Genomic DNA, 15,782 nt, shown 5'->3' with positions numbered 1-15,782 from the left:
CCCGCTCAGCCGTTACGCAGCATGCGCTTGTAGCGCGCCTGGCTACCCTGCAGGTGGGCACGCATGGCATGGCGAGCCGCTTCGGCGTCATGCGCGGCGATGGCATCGGCGATTTCCCGGTGTTCTGCCTGAAGCATGGCCAGGTAGTCCGCCCGCACGGTTTCATGGCCGCCCGTTTGCAGCCGGCGGCGCGGAATGAGATCCGGTCCCAGCATGGCCAGGAACTCCGAGAAGCGCGGATTGCTGGTGGCCTCGGCTATGGCGATGTGAAAGCCGAAATCGGCCTGCGTGGTGGGCTCTCCCGCCGCGATGCAGGCATCGAGATCGGCAAGGCGCCGATAGACCGCCTCTTCCTGTGCCGGGGAGCAGCGCATGGCGGCAAGGCCGGCGGCCTCGACTTCGACCGCCGTTCGCAGTTCCAGGATCTCAAGGATGCTGGAGAGTTTTCCGGTGTCGACATCCTGGAAGGGCGCCCCGCCGGCGGGCTGGCTGGATATGACGAACACGCCCGCCCCCTGGCGCGCATCGACGAGGCCCTCGGAGCGAAGCGCGGCGATGGCCTCACGCACCACGGTGCGGGAAACGCCATGCTGCGCCGTCAGTTCCGCTTCGCTGGGAAGCTTGCCGCCAACCGGGTGATCGCCGTCGCGGATGGAACGGCGCAGTGTCGCGGCCAGAGCCTGGACGAGGTTCCCCCGCTTTCGCGCGCCGGACACCTGCGTCCTGTCTGCCGGAGATGGATTTGCGGTGTCTTCCATGTCCGGCAGGAATGAACAAGCGGCCGGAATTGTCAATTGCGCCGGCCGGATTATCCCGCGCCTTGGCAGACCAGCCTGCAATTGCCGCTGCCGGCCGCCGGTCCGGTCACCGGGCGAAGGCGAGGTCCTGCAAGCCGGCCTGCGGCATGAGGGCGCCGGGATGACGGATGACGCGGGCCGAGACCGAATGGGCGAAGCGGGCGGCCTCCTGCGCGCCGATGCCGGTGGCACGCGCGGCGAGCCAGGCGCCGTTGAAGCTGTCGCCGGCGCCGGTCGTGTCCACCGGATCCACCCGTTCGAGGCCGCCGATTTCGTGAACGCCATCCGGCCCGGCGATCAGCATGTCGCCGCCGCCGTTCTTCACGACCGCCGTGCCCGCTCCGGCTTCGCGGTAGCGGGCGGCGCAAGCCTGGAGCGAATCGTCGCCGAAGACCGCTTTTTCATCGTCGAAACTGGGCAGGACCACGGACGAGGCCGCGGCAGCGGCCATGATCGTGTTGCGCATCGTGTCCGGTGTTTCCCAAAGGCGCGGGCGGATATTCGGATCGAACACGACCTGCCTGCCGGCCTCGCGCGCGCCCCGGGCCAGGGCGATCAGCGTGGCGCGGCGATCCGCCGGGAGGATGGCGAGCGTGATGCCGGATAAATACACGATGGCCGCGGAGCCGATGGCAAGGCCGAGCGCCGCCTCGTCGTCGGCGAGACGCCGGGCCGCCGATTGCCCTCGCCAATAGGTGAAGGAGCGTTCGCCGTCCTTCGTGTCGATCAGGTAGAGGCCGGGCTGACGCTCGGGGTCGCGGGCAATGTGCCGCGTGCCGATGCCGTTTGCCTCCAGGAAAGCAAGGATGCCGCCGGAATGGGCGTCCTGCCCGAGGCGGGTGAAATAGGATGTCCGCCACGCAGGGCGCGGGGCCAGCGCGCGGAAATACCAGGCGGTGTTCAGCGTGTCGCCGGCATAGCCGAGCGTCCATGCGCCATCGGCCCGGCGGGAGAATTCCAGCATGCATTCGCCAATCGACAGGAAGTCGTTCATGCCATCCATCCAGGCGTTTGCGTCCGGCGGGCGGTCATTCACAACACCTTGCCGGGGTTGAGCAGGTTGGCGGGATCGAGCGCGGCCTTGATGCGCGCCATGGTCTCGATCTCGGTCGTGGAACGGGTCTGGCCAAGCCACGGCTTCTTTGTCAGGCCGATACCGTGCTCGGCGGATATGGTGCCGCCAAAGGCGCCGACAAGGCGGTAGACCGTTTCGGCTATCACCTGTTTGGGCAGTTCCTGCGCGGCCCTGTCGCGGGCCACGATATGCAGGTTGCCGTCGCCGACATGGCCGTAGAAGAGCGCATGCGGGGCGTCCAGCGTTTCGGCCAGCGCGGCCCGGCAGGCGGTGGCGAATTCATCCATGCGGTTGACCGGCAGTCCGATATCGAAGGCGACATGGGGGCCGAAGGTCCGGGCAAATTCCGACACGGCATCGCGCACGGCCCAGAAGTCGCGGACATCCGCCGCCGAGCGGGCCAGCACGGCATCGGCCAGCAGGCCGCTCTGCGCACGCGCCTCCATGAAGGCATCGAACTTGGCACGGTCGTGGACCTCGTCGGTGCCCTGAACCTCGATGAGAGCGTAAAAGGCGTGACCGGAGCCGAGCGGCATGCGCAATCCGGGCGTCGTGGCGACCAGTTCCCAGTAGTCGGCCCACATGACCTCGAAGGCCGACAGCATGGGGCCAAGGCCGCGCCGCGCCGATTTCAGCAGATCGAGAACGGCGTCATAGCTGTCCAGGGCGCAAACCGCGGCGGTGGAAAAGGCCGGCATGGGCGCCAGACGCAGAACGGCACGCGTGACGATGCCGAGCGTGCCTTCCGAACCGATGAAAAGCTGTTTCAGGTCATAGCCCGCATTGTTCTTGATCATGCGGTTGAGGCTGGTGATCACCGTGCCGTCCGCCAGAACCGCCTCGATGCCCAGCACCATGTCGCGCATCATGCCATGGCGGATGACGCGGTTGCCGCCGGCATTGGTGGCGATGTTGCCGCCGATGGCGCAGGATCCGCGCGCGCCGAGATCCAGCGGCATGTAGAGATCGTGCGCGGCTGCGGCCTGCTGCACCTTTTCCAGTGCAATGCCGGCCTGGACCGTCATGGTGCCGCCCGTGGCGTCGACTTCCTCGATGGCGGTCATGCGTTCAAGCGAAAGTGCGATAGCCCCTTCGACCGGCCGCGCGCCGCCGCACAGGCCCGTCAGCCCGCCTTGTGGAACCACGGCGACGCCGTGGCGGTGGCAGATCGCCATGGCGCGCGACACGTCCGCCGTCGTGGCGGGACGGATCAGCGCCAGCGGCGCAACCGGCCCCAGGCCGCTCCAGTCCTGCCGGTTGCGTTGGGGGACTGCTTCGCCGGCAAGAAGCGTTCGTTCGTCAAAGGCGGCGCGCAGTTCCGCAAGGAAGGCCGCGCCACCATCGTCAGGTGCCGTCACGTGTCAGCCTTTCGCGACAAGATGGGCGCATTCGGGCACCGGCGTGGTGACGGTGCCCTCGTCGAAAAAGCGGACGAGGTTTTCCACCGTCAGGTCGCCCATGGCGCGGCGCGTTTCCACCGTGCCGCTGCCCACATGGGGCAGGAGGACGACGTTTTCGAGCGGGAAGAGCGCCTCGGGTACGTTGGGTTCATTCTCGAACACGTCGAGACCCGCAGCGCCGAGGCGGCCCTCGACCAGGGCATCGACCATTTCCTTCTCATCGACGACCGTGCCGCGGGCGACATTGATGAGCGTGCCTTCCGGACCGAGCGCCTCGATGACCTGCCGGTTCACCAGCTTGTTGGTGGCGGCGCCGCCGGGCGTGATGACGACGAGATAATCCACGTCACGCGCCATTTCGACGAGATCGTGGCAATAGTGCCAGGATACGTCCTTCGGATTGCGGCTGTGGTAGCTGATCCGGCAGCCGAAGCCGGCCTCCAGCTTGCGGGCGATGGTTTCGCCAATGCGGCCCAGGCCCAGGATGCCAACCTTCTTGCCCTCGATGGAGGTGGTCAGCGGGGCAGCGCCGAAGCCGCTCCACTTGCCGGCGCGTACATAGGCGTCGTCGCGCACGACGCGGCGCGAGACGGCGAGCATGAGCAGGATGGCGGTGTTGGCGACATCGTTGTTCAGCACGTTGGGCGTATGGGTGACGATGATACCGCGCTCCGCCGCCGCTTTCGTGTCGATGGCGTCATAACCGACGCCGAAACAGGAGATGACCTTCAGGTTCGGCAGCTTCGCCATGATTTCGGGCTTCAGGCCGTCATGGCCGTTGGTGGAGACGGCAAGGATGCTCTCGCCCTTTTCCGCCAGAAACGCGTCCCAATCGGCCACGTCAACGGCCTTGTGAACGGTGAAGCGGTTTTCGAGCGCAGCCATGGTGCGCGGCGTGGTGCCGCCGACGAGCAGGAGGTCCGGTTTCATGTCTTGTCGCCTTTCGGTGCTCTAGTAGGTCGCACGGCCGCCGGATATGTCGAAGACACCGGCGGTGGTGAATGCGTTGTCGCGGCTGGCCATGAAACAGATCATGGCGGCGATTTCCTCGACCTCGACGAAGCGTCCGCGCGGGATCTTGGACAGCATCATGTCGATGAATTCGGGCTTCATCTGGTCGAAGATGCGGGTCCGCGCGGCAGCCGGCGTGATGCAATTGACGGCAATATCAAGGCCGGCCAGTTCCTTTCCGAGCGATTTGGTGAAGCCGATGACACCGGCCTTGGAAGCCGAATAGGCCGAACCGTTCGGATTGCCTTCCTTGCCGGCGATCGAGGCCACGTTGACGATGCGGCCGTAGCCATTGGCCTTCATGTGGGGAATGACCGCCTTGTTGGTGTAGAAGGTGCCGTTCAGGTTCAGGTTTATGATCCTGAGCCATTCTTCCTCGGGATAGACCTCGACCGGATCGTTCAGTCCGGCAATGCCGGCGGAATTGACCAGCACGGAGAGCTTGCCGAGATCGGCCACGGCGGCCGATGCCGCCGCCTGGCAGGCGGCGGGGTCGGTGATGTCCACCCGGTCAATGGAGCAGGCATCGCCGAGCGCCGCCTTCGCCTTTTCCAGCATGGCCGCGTCGATGTCCCAGAGGCGGACCTGCGCGCCGCCTTCGATCATGCGGCGGGCGGTGGCAAGGCCGATGCCCTGCGCCCCGCCGGTAATGACGGCGACCTCGCCGGAAAAGTCGTAGACGTTCATGGTCAGGCGTCCGCCTTCACGGTCTGGCGCTGGCTGCCCAGCTTGTCGATGCCCAGTTCCATCACGTCGCCTTCCTTGAGGTAGACGGGCTGCGGCTTGATGCCCATGCCGACACCGGGCGGCGTGCCGGTGGAGATGACGTCGCCGGGATGCAGCGTGAAGAGCGTGGAAAGATGGGCGATGACCTGGGCCACGGTGAAAATCTGCGTGGCCGTGTTGCCGTTCTGCATGCGCTTGCCGTTGACGTCCAGCCACATGTCGAGGTTCTGCGGATCGCCCACCTCGTCGCGCGTGACCAGCCAGGGGCCGGTCGGGCCGAAGGTGTCGCAGGACTTGCCCTTTGTCCACTGGCCGGTGAGCTGCGTCTGGAAATGGCGCTCGGACACATCGTTGATGACGCAATAGCCGGCCACGTAATCCAGCGCATCGCCTTCGGAGACGTATTTCGCAGCCTTGCCGATGACGACGCCGAGTTCCACTTCCCAATCGGTATGGGTGGAGCCGCGCGGCATGACCACATCGTCATTCGGGCCGACAATGGCCGAATTGGCCTTCATGAACAGGATCGGATGTTCGGGGATGGCCGCGCCCGTCTCGGCGGCGTGGTCGGAAAAGTTCAGGCCGATGCACATGAACTTGCCGATCTGGCCGACGCAGGGGCTGAAGCGCGGATTGCCTTCCACCTTTGGCAGTGAAGCGGTGTCGAGCGCGGCCAGGCGGGCCAGGCTGTCATCGGAAATCGTGGCGCCGGTAATGTCGGCAACATGGGCCGAAAGATCGCGCAATGCGCCCTCGGCGTCGATGAGACCGGGCTTTTCCTCTCCGGGATTGCCGTAACGAACGAGTTTCATGGACTATCCTTGTGGTCTTTGGTGTCAGTGATTGTTGCGCGGGACATGGCGGTTGCCGATGTCGCGATAGGTGTCGGCATCCTTGAGCGTCATGCCCTCGGCAAACGGCTGGACCTTTTCGCGGAAGATCTGCTGCCAGGGCGACTGGCTTTCGGGCATGGGGAAGCCACCCTGTTCCTCCAGCGCCTTGCGGCGCGCGGCCAGTTCGTCATCGGAGACCAGCATGTCGGCGGTGCATTTGCGCAGGTCGATGCGCACGCGGTCACCCGTTTTCAGCAGCGCAAGGCCGCCACCGGCGGCCGCCTCGGGCGAAGCGTTGAGGATGGAGGGCGAACCGGACGTGCCGGACTGGCGGCCGTCGCCGATGCAGGCCAGCGATGAAACGCCCTTCTTGATGAGATAGGCGGGCGGGCGCATGTTCACCACTTCCGCGCCGCCCGGATAGCCGATCGGGCCGGCGCCGCGCATGAAGAGGACACAATGCTCGTCGATCTCCAGTGCGGGATCGTCGATGCGCTTGTGGAAATCCTCGGGCCCGTCGAACACCACGGCGCGGCCTTCGAAGGCTTCCGGATCGTCCGGGTTGGACAGGTAGCGCTGGCGGAATTCCTCGGAAATGACCGAGGTCTTCATGATGGCGCTGTCGAAGAGATTGCCCTTCAGGTTGATGAAGCCGGCGCTCTTCTTCATCGGCTCGCCGATGGGCTTGATGACGTCCGGGTTGACGATCTCGCGGCCCGAACAGTTCTCGGCCATGGTCCTGCCATTGGCGGTGATCGCATCGGGATGCGGCAGGAGGCCGGCTTTCAGCAATTCGTTGACGACTGCGGGAACGCCGCCGGCGCGGTGGTAGTCCTCGCCGAGATATTCGCCCGCCGGCTGGAGATTGACCAGAAGCGGAATGTCGTGGCCGAGTTTCTGCCAGTCGTCATTGTCCAGCGGAACGCCGAGATGGCGGGCCACGGCGTTGAGATGGATGGGTGCATTGGTCGATCCGCCGATGGCGGAATTGACCACGATGGCGTTCTCGAAGGCTTCGCGCGTCATGATCTGCGAGGGCTTGAGGTCCTCGTGCACCATGTCGACGATGCGCCGGCCGGTCTCATAGGCCATCTGGCCGCGTTCGCGATAAGGCGCGGGAATGGCAGCGGAACCGGGCATCTGCATGCCGAGCGCCTCGGCCAGCGAGTTCATGGTGGTGGCCGTGCCCATGGTGTTGCAATAGCCGGTGGAGGGGGCTGAGGAGGCGACGAGTTCGGCAAAGCCCTCGTCGTCGATCAGGCCGGCGGCATGGAGTTCGCGCGCCTTCCAGACAATGGTGCCGGAGCCCGTGCGCTGGCCGCGATACCAGCCGTTGAGCATGGGGCCGACGGAAAAGGCGATGGCGGGGATGTTGACGGTGGCGGCGGCCATGAGCAGGGCCGGGGTGGTCTTGTCGCAGCCGATTGTCAGCACCACGCCGTCGATGGGGTAGCCGTACAGCGATTCGACCAGCGACAGGTAGGCCAGGTTGCGGTCCAGCATGGCGGTCGGGCGCTTGCCGGTTTCCTGGATCGGGTGGACCGGGATTTCCATCACCGTGCCGCCCGCGGCAATGATGCCGTCGCGCACGCGCTTGGCCAGTTCGAGGTGGTGGCGGTTGCAGGGCGACAGGTCGGAACCGGTCTGCGCGATGCCGATGATCGGCTTGCTGCCCTTCAGCTCTTCCAGCGTCAGGCCGTAGTTGAGGTAGCGCTCCAGATAAAGCGCGGTCATTTCCGCGTCATCGGGATTGTTGAACCATTGCCGGGAACGCAGGCTGGCGGGGTCTTTTTTCTTTGTCATGATCGGTCTCTTCGGTCGGGGGCAGGGATTGTGCGCGCGGCGGTCAGATCGACCAGCCGCCGTCGATCACGCAGGCCTGCCCCGTGGTGAAAGCACTTTCGTCGGAAGCAAGGTAGACGGCAAGGGCGGCGATTTCCTCCGGTTTGCCGATCCGGCCCATGGGCTGGCGGGCGATGAAAGCCGCCATGGCCGCTTCGTAGTCGCCGGTGGCGCGCAGGCGGTCATGCAGGGACGGGCTTTCCACGGTCCCCGGACAGATGGCGTTGCAGCGCACGCCCTTTGTCACGAAATCCTGGGCGACCGACTTGGTCAGGCCGATGACGGCCGCCTTGGTGGTGCCGTAGATGAAACGGTTGGGTGCCGCCGTCACCGAGGAGGCGACAGAGGCAATGTTGACGATGGAGCCGGAGCCGCGTCCGACCATGGCCGGAAGCGCGGCGCGTATGGTGCGGTACATGGAGCGCACGTTCAGATCGAAGGCGAAATCCCATTCCGCGTCGGTGGCATCGAGTATCGTGCCGTGATGAACGAAGCCGGCGCAGTTGAAGAGGATGTCGGGATCGGCCCGCTTGACGCCCTGCGCCACGGATTCGTCGGAGCGGGCATCGAGCACGAAGGTCTCGATGTTGGGATGGTTCAGCGCGGAAAGGTCCGCCAGCGCCGTCTCGTTGATGTCGGTTGCGAAGACCTTCGCGCCCTCGTCGGCCATGGCGATGGCGGTGGCTCGCCCGATCCCCTGGCCGGCGGCGGTCGCCAGCGCGGTCTTGCCTTCAAGTCTCAATCTGTTGCCCATCGTTTCATGCATCCCTTGCGGTGTTTCCCGGCTTGTCAGGCCTTAGGTGCGTCCAGATCATCCTCGACATAGATCCGGATGATGTCCTCGAAACTGCTTTCCGCCCTGAAGCCCAGCGCGATCGCGCGGGCCGGGTCGAAGTCGCGCGGCCAGCCGGCCACGATCCGGCGGATGGTCTCGTCGGGCTGACGGCGGATCAGCGCGACGGGGGCATCGCCGGCAACCATGCGCAGCGCCTCGATCTGTTCGGCGACCGTGCAGGAGACGCCGGGCATGTTGAGGCTGCGCCGGCCCTCCAGAAGGTTTGTATCGAGCGTGGCGGCATGGATGAGGAAGCCGGCGGCGGAGCGCGGCGAGGCATGCCAGTGGCGTACGTCGTCATCGACCGGCAGGATGGCTTCCTGCCCGTTCAGGGGCTCGCGAATGATGCCGGAGAAGAAGGATGAGGCGGCGAGATTCGGCTTGCCGGGGCGCACGCAGATGGTGGGCAGGCGGATCGAGAGGCCGTCGATGATGCCCTTGCGCGCATAGTCGGCCACCAGCAATTCGGTCATTGCCTTCTGGGCGCCATAGGAGGTTTGCGGCGCACAGAGGAAATCGTCTCCGATCTTTGCCGGGAAGGGCGGGCCGAAGACGGCGATGGATGAGGTGAAGACAACACGCGGGCGGTAGCTACCGGCGCTGGCCTCATGTTCGGCGCGCAAGGCTTCCAGCAGGTGCCAGGAGCCGCGGGCATTGATGTCCCAGCCCTTCCGGAAGTTCTGTTCCGCGTCGCCGGACACGATGGCGGCCAGATGGAAGACGATGTCCGGGCGGGCAGCGGCAAGCCGGCCGCATTCGCCGGCGTCTGCGAAATTGCCGGTTTCGACCGTGACCGGGAACCCCGCCTCGACCGGCTTCGCGGCAACGATGTCGTGCAGGACCATGCCGGTCACGGAGGTTCCGGCCAGTCCGCCGGCGGCGATTGCGCGGGCGAGTTTCTGGCCCACCATGCCGGCGCCGCCGATGATCAGGAAGTTCATTTCTCTTCTCCGGGCCGTGCGGCGGTTTTTCAGTTGATGCCGTTGCTGTCGAGCAGTTCGAGCCAGATGCCGGAATGGTCCTTGTCGGCACCATCGAGCTCTTCGACGAAGCGTTTGAAGCGCTCCTGCATCTGGGTTGTCAATGGCAGCGTGAGACCGCAACGGGCGGCTTCCTCCTGCACGTTGTTGATGTCCTTCAACTGGAATTTCGATGGCCCGCCAGGCGTGAAGTTGCCGGTCGTCATGCGCTCGCCATGCTGCTGCAGGATGATCGAATCGGCAAACCCGCCCTTCAGCGCCTGGCGGATGGCGGCCGGATCGGCTCCGCCCTTTTCGGCCAGAAGCATGGCCTCGGCCACGACACCGATGGTGACGGCGACAATGGCCTGGTTGGCCAGCTTGGACAATTGACCGGCGCCGTGCGGGCCGACGCGGACAGGCCGGCCCATGGCTGCGAAAACCGGATGCGCGGATTCAATCACATCTTCCCTGCCGCCTGCCATGATGGCGAGCGTCGCGCCCTCTGCTCCCCTGGTGCCGCCGGAGACCGGTGCATCGACATGGCCGAGGCCCATGGCCTCCATCCGCGCGGCATGGGCGCGGGCCTCGGAAGGCTTGATGGAACTCATGTCAAGGACGACGGCGCCCGGCTTCATTGCGTCCGCGACGCCCTTTTCAAACAGCATTTCGCCGACGGCCGCTCCATCGGAAAGCATGAAGATGACATAATCGGCATCGCGCACGGCGTCTCGCGGCGTGGCGGCTACCGTGGCGCCGGCGGGGGCCAGCGCCTCGGCCTTTTCCGGCGTGCGATTCCACGCGGTGACGGGGAAGCCGGCCTTGAGAAGATTGGCGGCCATCGGTCCCCCCATCAGGCCGGTTCCCAGGAATGCAATCTGCGGCTTGGTCATGGTGTCTCTTCTCTTTGGTGCGTTCGTCGGTCAGATGGAGGCGGTGATGCCGCCATCGACGTAAAGCGTGTGGCCGTTGACAAAGGACGAGCCCTTGCCCGCGAGGAAGACGGCGGCGGCGACGAGTTCCCCGACTTCGCCCCAGCGCCCGGCGGGTGTGCGCTTTTCCAGCCAGGCGGAGAAATCGGCATCCTCGTAAAGCGCCTTGTTCAGCGGCGTCCTGAAATAGCCTGGCGCAATGGCATTGACCTGGATGTTGTGGCGCGCCCAGTCGGTGGCCATGCCGCGGGTCAGGTTGCGAATGGCGCCCTTGGTGGCGGTGTAGGGGGCGATGCCGGGCCTTGCCAGTTCGCTTTGCACCGAGGCGATGTTGATGATCTTGCCGGCGTGGCGCGCGATCATGCCGCGCGCCACCGCTTTGCCGACGAGATAGTCGCTGGTGACATTGGTGCGGAACAGTTCGTCCCATTTCTCGTCGGGAAAGTCCTCCAGCGGCGTGCGGAACTGCATGCCGGCATTGTTGACGAGGATGGAAACCGGGCCGTCGGCCTCGATGTCCGCGACGGCGCGGTTCACCGCATCCGCATCGGTGACGTCGAAGCTCGCGACCGATGCCTTGCCGCCTTCGGCGCGGATCGCCTGCGCTGCGGTTTCGGCGCGGTCGCGGTTGCGGCCGTTGACCACGACCGCGGCGCCATGCGCGGCAAGGCCCTTGGCCAGCGCAAGGCCGATGCCCATGCTGGAACCGGTGACGAGCGCGGTTTGCCCGGTTAGGTCGAAAAGCCCAGATGTCATCATTGCCGGCCTCCTCCCGGCGCCTGAAACCGGTCAGGCGAAATTCTTGTCGAAAAGGTCTTCGCGATAGGTTTGCAGATGGGCGTGAATGGCCGCCTTGCAGGCTTTGACATCGCGCCGGATCGCGGCGGTCAGAATGGCTTCATGCTCGGGCACGGTCGCTTCGCGGAAGCCGGCCGATTCGAGCTCCGCGACGACCTGCTGGCGGAATTGTTCATAGACGTTGCGATGGACCGAGCGCAGCGTATCCGACGGACAGGCGGAAAGCAGCGTGTCATGGAATTCCCAGTCGATGCGGGTCCAGATCGGCACGAATTCGGCTATGTCGCCGGCCGCGCGCATCTTGGCCTCGATATGGGCCAGCTTGTGATGGGCGGCATTGAGCCGGGCCTCCCATTCCAGATCGCCGTGCTCGATGGACAGCCGGGCGCCCTCGCATTCCAGGAGTATGCGCAGGTTCATCAGCTCGGTCAGGCGCTTCTCGGATGCCAGGGGCACATGAAAGCCACGCTGTTCCTCCTGGGTGATGAGGTGTTCGTGGGCAAGGCGCAGCAGGATTTCGCGCATGGCGCTGGCACTGATACCATAGGCTTCCTTGAGGACGTCCGGGCGCAGCCGGTCCCCGGGCTTGAACTCCCCGGCCATCAGGCGCGCCTTTATGGAGCGATAGACAGCCTGCGCCGTCATGCCTTCTTCGCTTGCCATCCCGTGTCCTCCCGCGGCACCCGGCCAGCCGTCAAATCGGCCATGCTGCCCGCGCCCATGGCGAGCGCGAGCAACCAAGACACCGGTGTCGATTTTCAGGCTAACCAAGATTTTTGTGATCTGCAACGAATTTCAAAATTTTTCGGAACTTGGAGAAAAAGGGTTGTTCACGCAAGATGACGAATGTAAGGTTCATGACGCCGCGTGAGGTCGTGGCAGTGAGTGTGAAGCGGGGCGGCGTGCGCTGCTCCGGCCAAACGGGAGGAACATCCATGACATTCAAGAAATCGCTTCTGGCGATGACCGCCGCCGCTACGCTCGCCGCTGCCGGCGCCGCTTACGCACAGGACGAACAGGTCACGCTGCGTATCCAGACGCATTATGCGTCCGAGCATCCGTCCGGCAAGCTGGCCGCACAGTTCGCCGACGACGTGGAAACGATGTCGAACGGCTCGATCAAGATCGAGATGTTCTATTCCTCCTCGGTCGTCGCGACCACCGAAACCTTCGACGCCGCGATCAACGGCATTCTCGACTGCGACATGACCGGCGGTGCCTACCAGACCGGCAAGAACGCCGCGTTCCAGTTCGTCGGCGACATCATGGGCGGCTATGACACGCCCTACCAGCAGCTTTCCTGGCTCTATTACGGCGGTGGCTACGAAGCCGCGCAGGAACTCTACAATGCCCAGGGCATGCAGCTTGTCGGCTGGTGGATCTACGGCCAGGAATCCCTGTCGTCCTCCAAGCCGCTGACCGGCCCGGAAGACCTGAAGGGCTGGAAGTTCCGTTCGCCGCCCGGCCTGGAGACGGAAATCTTCGCCGAGCTGGGCGCGACCCCGATCGTGATGGACTTTACCGAAATCTTCACCGCGCTGGAGTCCGGCATCATTGACGGCGCCGACGCCTCCGGCCTGGCCAACAATGTGGGCCTCGGTCTCTACGACATCGTGAAGCACGCGACCTATCCGGGCTTCCACTCGATGCCGTCCGACCACCTGGCCTGCAACAAGGATGTCTGGGACGGCATGTCCGAGGCGCAGCGCCGCATCATGGATACCGCGATGCAGAAGCTCTCGCTGCACACCGCGCTTTCCAACGAGAAGAAGAATGCCGAGGCTGCGGCCGCGCTGAAGGCGCAGGGCGTGACACTTCATGCCTGGTCCGAGGAAGACCGCGCCGCATTCCGCGCCGCCGCGCAGAAGGCGTGGGACGGCTGGGCGGAAAAGAGCCCGGAAGCCGCCGCGCTGGTCAAGAGCCACCGCGAATATCTCGGCCAGCTCGGCCTGATCGCGAAGTGATGCCAGCCGCCTGAGCGGAGCTGACATTGGTGGCGAGCCCGTCGTTCGGGCTCGCCATTTTTCCAGAACGGCCCGTTGGCCGGGCGTTGCCAGGGAGGGTAACCTTGGAAAAGCAAAGTCTTTGGCTGGGAGGCTTGCGCAAGCCGATGCGCTGGCTGGCGATCGGGTTCGGTGCCCTGACCCTGCTCCTGTTCATCTATTTCGTGCTCGGCCATTTCGTCTCCGAAACGCCGGTCACCATGTACGAGATGATCCGCCCGGCGGGCCGGCCGCTGGTTCAGGCCATGCTCGTCTGCCTGTTCGCGACCATCCTGTTCGCCTCGATCTACCTGTCGGACTTCCGCGGCGCCATCGAGCGCGCGCCGGAGGGCTTTTTCGACATCGTGGCCCTCGTTTGTTCGCGCATCGCGATGGTCGGCACGCTGCTCATCGTCATCGCCATGTTCTACGAGGTGGTGGCGCGCTATGTTTTCACCGCGCCGACGCTGTGGGCCAACGAGCTTTCGCTCTGGATCGCGAGTTTCGTCTTCCTGCTGGCCGGGCTCTACGCCATGCAGCAGCGCAGCCATATCCGCATCTATGTCATCTATGACCTGATGCCGCGCTGGATGCAGAAGACCGCCGATGTCATTTCGGTCCTGCTGATTGCCGGCTTCACCTTCACGCTCATCTGGGGCGGCTACAACGATGCGTCGGTGCGCATGATGCGCGGCGAGACCTTCGGCACTGCCTGGGATCCGCCGATTCCTGCCTCGGTCAAGCCGGCCATCCTCTTCATCATTCTCCTCGTCACCATACAGGCGGTGTCCAACCTCATCGCCGACTGGAACAGGGCACCGGAACACCATTCACCGATGGACGAGATCGACGAGGTCGAGATCGAAAACATCCGCAAGACGCTCAAGGACTGACACGCCATGGAACTCCTCGACCTGCTCGCGTGGATGAAGGTTTCCGATATCGGAACCCTGTCCGTCATACTGCTCCTTTCCATGTTCGTCCTGCTGGCGCTCGGCATGCCGCTGGGTTTCGCCTCCGCTTTCCTTGCGGCCATGACGCTGATCATGAAATTCGGCCCGGACATCCTCTTCCGCGATTTCGGCAGGGGTCCCTTCTCGGTCCTCGGCCAGGCGGTCTACCGGCAGATGACGAATTACGTGCTCATATCGGTGCCGTTGTTCATCCTGATGGCGGCGCTGCTGGAGCGATCCGGCATCGCGCGGGACATGTATGCCTCGCTCAACCAGTGGCTCAGCCGCACGCGCGGCGGCATTGCCATCGTCACCTCCATCATGGCGGTGATCATGGCGGCGATGTCGGGCATCATCGGCGGCGAAGTCGTCCTGCTCGGCCTGATCGCGCTGCCGCAGATGCTGCGTCTCGGCTACAACCAGAACCTTGCCATCGGCACGATCTGCGCCTCGGGCAGCCTGGGTACCATGATCCCGCCATCCATCGTGCTGATCTTCTACGGCCTGGTCACGGAAACCTCGATCAAGGCGCTTTTCACCGCCTCCTTCATTCCCGGCTTCATGCTGGCCAGCTTCTTCATCATCTACATCCTCGTGCGCACGAACCTGAACCCGTCGCTGGCGCCCTTGCCGCCGGAAAACCCGGATGACCCGAAAGGCAGGGAAAAGTCGCTGATGTTCCTTGGCTTCCTGAGCCTGCTGACGGCCGGTGCATCGATCCTGCTGACCCTGCGCGCACTCTTCTTCACCCTCACCGGCGAGAATGCGGTGCGTGAAGGCGTCGACCCGATCCCGCTCGGCATGGTCTCGGATTTCCCATGGTTCATCGGCGCCTTCGTCATCGCGCTGGCAATCATCTTCCTTGTCGCCGGGCGCGATCGGTCGATGCGGGGCTGGAAGATGGGCAAGGGCCTCGTCGCACCGATCATCGTCGTGGGCGTCGTGCTGGGCTCGATCTATGGCGGCATCACGGGTATCACGGAAGCTGCGGGCATGGGGGTGATCGCGGTCTTCGTGATCGGTCTCGTCCGCCGCGAGATGACTTTCGAGATCGTCTGGGACAGCGTGATGCGGACGCTGAAATCGACCGGCACGATCATCTGGGTGACGATCGGCGCGGCAGCGCTCGCCGCCGCCTATACGCTGGTGGGCGGGCCGACCTATGTGGCCAATCTCATCACCTCGGCCGAACTGCCGACCATGGGCATCATCCTGGTCATGATGGTCATCTTCCTGATCATGGGCATGTTCATGGACTGGGTCGGCATCGTGCTTCTCATCATGCCGGTCTTCCTGCCGATCGTGCTGAAACTGCCGCCGGCCGAACTGGGCTTCCTCGGATCCATCGATCCGAAGCATGTCGCCATCTGGTTCGGCGTCGTGTTCTGCATGAACATGCAGGTCAGCTTCCTGTCGCCGCCTTTCGGTCCGGCTGCCTTCTACCTGAAATCCGTCGCGCCGGAGCACATCTCGCTGACGGATATCTTCAAGGGCTTCCTGCCGTTCATCGCGATCCAGCTGCTGGCCTTGTCGGTGCTGCTGATCTGGCCGCCCATCGTCAGCCTGCTGCTCGACTAGGGCAGGAGCGACACGACAGACGCTGCCGCCGGTTCGCCCTCGGGACCGGCGGCGCCTTCTT

Annotated in this window: 15 protein-coding genes; 3 read left to right on the top strand and 12 right to left on the bottom strand. The window is 64.7% G+C overall.

Annotated features, from left to right (window positions below; all coding sequences use genetic code 11):
- Positions 1 to 5 precede the first annotated feature (5 nt).
- The 12 genes from R3D65_RS17310 to R3D65_RS17255 form a co-directional block, all read right to left on the bottom strand.
- Complete coding sequence (locus R3D65_RS17310; RefSeq protein WP_371276532.1) at positions 6 to 716, bottom strand: FadR/GntR family transcriptional regulator; 711 nt, start codon at positions 714 to 716, stop codon at positions 6 to 8.
- 148 nt (positions 717 to 864) lie between these two features.
- Positions 865 to 1,791 carry a sugar kinase gene (locus tag R3D65_RS17305; RefSeq protein WP_371276531.1) on the bottom strand — a complete coding sequence of 309 codons (927 nt, stop codon included), beginning with the start codon at positions 1,789 to 1,791 and terminating at the stop codon, positions 865 to 867.
- A 38-nt stretch (positions 1,792 to 1,829) separates the two neighbouring features.
- On the bottom strand, positions 1,830 to 3,230 hold the full coding sequence (locus R3D65_RS17300; RefSeq protein ID WP_371276530.1) for an FAD-binding oxidoreductase: 1,401 nt from the start codon (positions 3,228 to 3,230) through the stop codon (positions 1,830 to 1,832).
- A 3-nt stretch (positions 3,231 to 3,233) separates the two neighbouring features.
- The gene (locus R3D65_RS17295; protein ID WP_371276529.1) at positions 3,234 to 4,202 is read right to left on the bottom strand and encodes a 2-hydroxyacid dehydrogenase; all 969 of its coding nucleotides are present in this window, start codon (positions 4,200 to 4,202) and stop codon (positions 3,234 to 3,236) included.
- A gap of 21 nt (positions 4,203 to 4,223) precedes the next feature.
- Positions 4,224 to 4,970 (bottom strand): SDR family NAD(P)-dependent oxidoreductase, encoded by a 747-nt coding sequence (locus R3D65_RS17290; protein WP_371276528.1) that lies wholly within the window; start codon positions 4,968 to 4,970, stop codon positions 4,224 to 4,226.
- Between the two features lie 2 nt (positions 4,971 to 4,972).
- The gene (locus R3D65_RS17285; RefSeq protein ID WP_371276527.1) at positions 4,973 to 5,821 is read right to left on the bottom strand and encodes a fumarylacetoacetate hydrolase family protein; all 849 of its coding nucleotides are present in this window, start codon (positions 5,819 to 5,821) and stop codon (positions 4,973 to 4,975) included.
- Positions 5,822 to 5,845: 24 nt separating this feature from the next.
- Positions 5,846 to 7,645 carry an IlvD/Edd family dehydratase gene (locus tag R3D65_RS17280; RefSeq protein WP_371276526.1) on the bottom strand — a complete coding sequence of 600 codons (1,800 nt, stop codon included), beginning with the start codon at positions 7,643 to 7,645 and terminating at the stop codon, positions 5,846 to 5,848.
- 43 nt (positions 7,646 to 7,688) lie between these two features.
- A complete protein-coding gene (locus R3D65_RS17275; RefSeq protein WP_371276525.1) occupies positions 7,689 to 8,438 on the bottom strand; it encodes an SDR family oxidoreductase in 750 nt (249 codons plus the stop codon).
- Positions 8,439 to 8,473: 35 nt separating this feature from the next.
- A complete protein-coding gene (gene denD, locus R3D65_RS17270) occupies positions 8,474 to 9,460 on the bottom strand; it encodes a D-erythronate dehydrogenase (RefSeq protein ID WP_371276524.1) in 987 nt (328 codons plus the stop codon).
- Positions 9,461 to 9,489: 29 nt separating this feature from the next.
- Positions 9,490 to 10,371 (bottom strand): NAD(P)-dependent oxidoreductase, encoded by an 882-nt coding sequence (locus R3D65_RS17265; protein WP_371276523.1) that lies wholly within the window; start codon positions 10,369 to 10,371, stop codon positions 9,490 to 9,492.
- Positions 10,372 to 10,401: 30 nt separating this feature from the next.
- On the bottom strand, positions 10,402 to 11,166 hold the full coding sequence (locus R3D65_RS17260; protein ID WP_371276830.1) for an SDR family oxidoreductase: 765 nt from the start codon (positions 11,164 to 11,166) through the stop codon (positions 10,402 to 10,404).
- A gap of 33 nt (positions 11,167 to 11,199) precedes the next feature.
- The gene (locus R3D65_RS17255; protein ID WP_371276522.1) at positions 11,200 to 11,871 is read right to left on the bottom strand and encodes a GntR family transcriptional regulator; all 672 of its coding nucleotides are present in this window, start codon (positions 11,869 to 11,871) and stop codon (positions 11,200 to 11,202) included.
- A gap of 272 nt (positions 11,872 to 12,143) precedes the next feature.
- On the opposite strand from R3D65_RS17255, the gene R3D65_RS17250 reads away from it, so the two are divergent.
- The 3 genes from R3D65_RS17250 (at position 12,144) to R3D65_RS17240 (ending at position 15,721) form a co-directional block, all read left to right on the top strand.
- Positions 12,144 to 13,172, top strand: a complete 1,029-nt coding sequence (locus R3D65_RS17250) for a TRAP transporter substrate-binding protein (protein ID WP_371276521.1) — start codon at positions 12,144 to 12,146, stop codon at positions 13,170 to 13,172.
- Positions 13,173 to 13,276: 104 nt separating this feature from the next.
- A complete protein-coding gene (locus R3D65_RS17245; RefSeq protein ID WP_371276520.1) occupies positions 13,277 to 14,083 on the top strand; it encodes a TRAP transporter small permease subunit in 807 nt (268 codons plus the stop codon).
- Between the two features lie 6 nt (positions 14,084 to 14,089).
- Positions 14,090 to 15,721, top strand: a complete 1,632-nt coding sequence (locus tag R3D65_RS17240) for a TRAP transporter large permease subunit (RefSeq protein WP_371276519.1) — start codon at positions 14,090 to 14,092, stop codon at positions 15,719 to 15,721.
- Positions 15,722 to 15,782 lie beyond the last annotated feature (61 nt).

Source organism: Zhengella sp., from assembly GCF_041397485.1.
Classification (GTDB): domain Bacteria; phylum Pseudomonadota; class Alphaproteobacteria; order Rhizobiales; family Rhizobiaceae; genus Zhengella.
This window is presented reverse-complemented; position numbering and strand designations above follow the sequence as displayed.

Excerpts from the sequence above, each read along its gene's own strand:
- R3D65_RS17305 (WP_371276531.1), bottom strand. The coding sequence starts at position 1,791 with ATGAACGACTTCCTGTCGATTGGCGAATGCATGCTGGAATTCTCCCGC.
- R3D65_RS17295 (WP_371276529.1), bottom strand. The coding sequence starts at position 4,202 with ATGAAACCGGACCTCCTGCTCGTCGGCGGCACCACGCCGCGCACCATG.
- R3D65_RS17290 (WP_371276528.1), bottom strand. The coding sequence starts at position 4,970 with ATGAACGTCTACGACTTTTCCGGCGAGGTCGCCGTCATTACCGGCGGG.
- R3D65_RS17285 (WP_371276527.1), bottom strand. The coding sequence starts at position 5,821 with ATGAAACTCGTTCGTTACGGCAATCCCGGAGAGGAAAAGCCCGGTCTC.
- R3D65_RS17280 (WP_371276526.1), bottom strand. The coding sequence starts at position 7,645 with ATGACAAAGAAAAAAGACCCCGCCAGCCTGCGTTCCCGGCAATGGTTC.
- R3D65_RS17275 (WP_371276525.1), bottom strand. The coding sequence starts at position 8,438 with ATGGGCAACAGATTGAGACTTGAAGGCAAGACCGCGCTGGCGACCGCC.
- denD (WP_371276524.1), bottom strand. The coding sequence starts at position 9,460 with ATGAACTTCCTGATCATCGGCGGCGCCGGCATGGTGGGCCAGAAACTC.
- R3D65_RS17265 (WP_371276523.1), bottom strand. The coding sequence starts at position 10,371 with ATGACCAAGCCGCAGATTGCATTCCTGGGAACCGGCCTGATGGGGGGA.
- R3D65_RS17260 (WP_371276830.1), bottom strand. The coding sequence starts at position 11,166 with ATGACATCTGGGCTTTTCGACCTAACCGGGCAAACCGCGCTCGTCACC.
- R3D65_RS17255 (WP_371276522.1), bottom strand. The coding sequence starts at position 11,871 with ATGGCAAGCGAAGAAGGCATGACGGCGCAGGCTGTCTATCGCTCCATA.
- R3D65_RS17250 (WP_371276521.1), top strand. The coding sequence starts at position 12,144 with ATGACATTCAAGAAATCGCTTCTGGCGATGACCGCCGCCGCTACGCTC.
- R3D65_RS17240 (WP_371276519.1), top strand. The coding sequence starts at position 14,090 with ATGGAACTCCTCGACCTGCTCGCGTGGATGAAGGTTTCCGATATCGGA.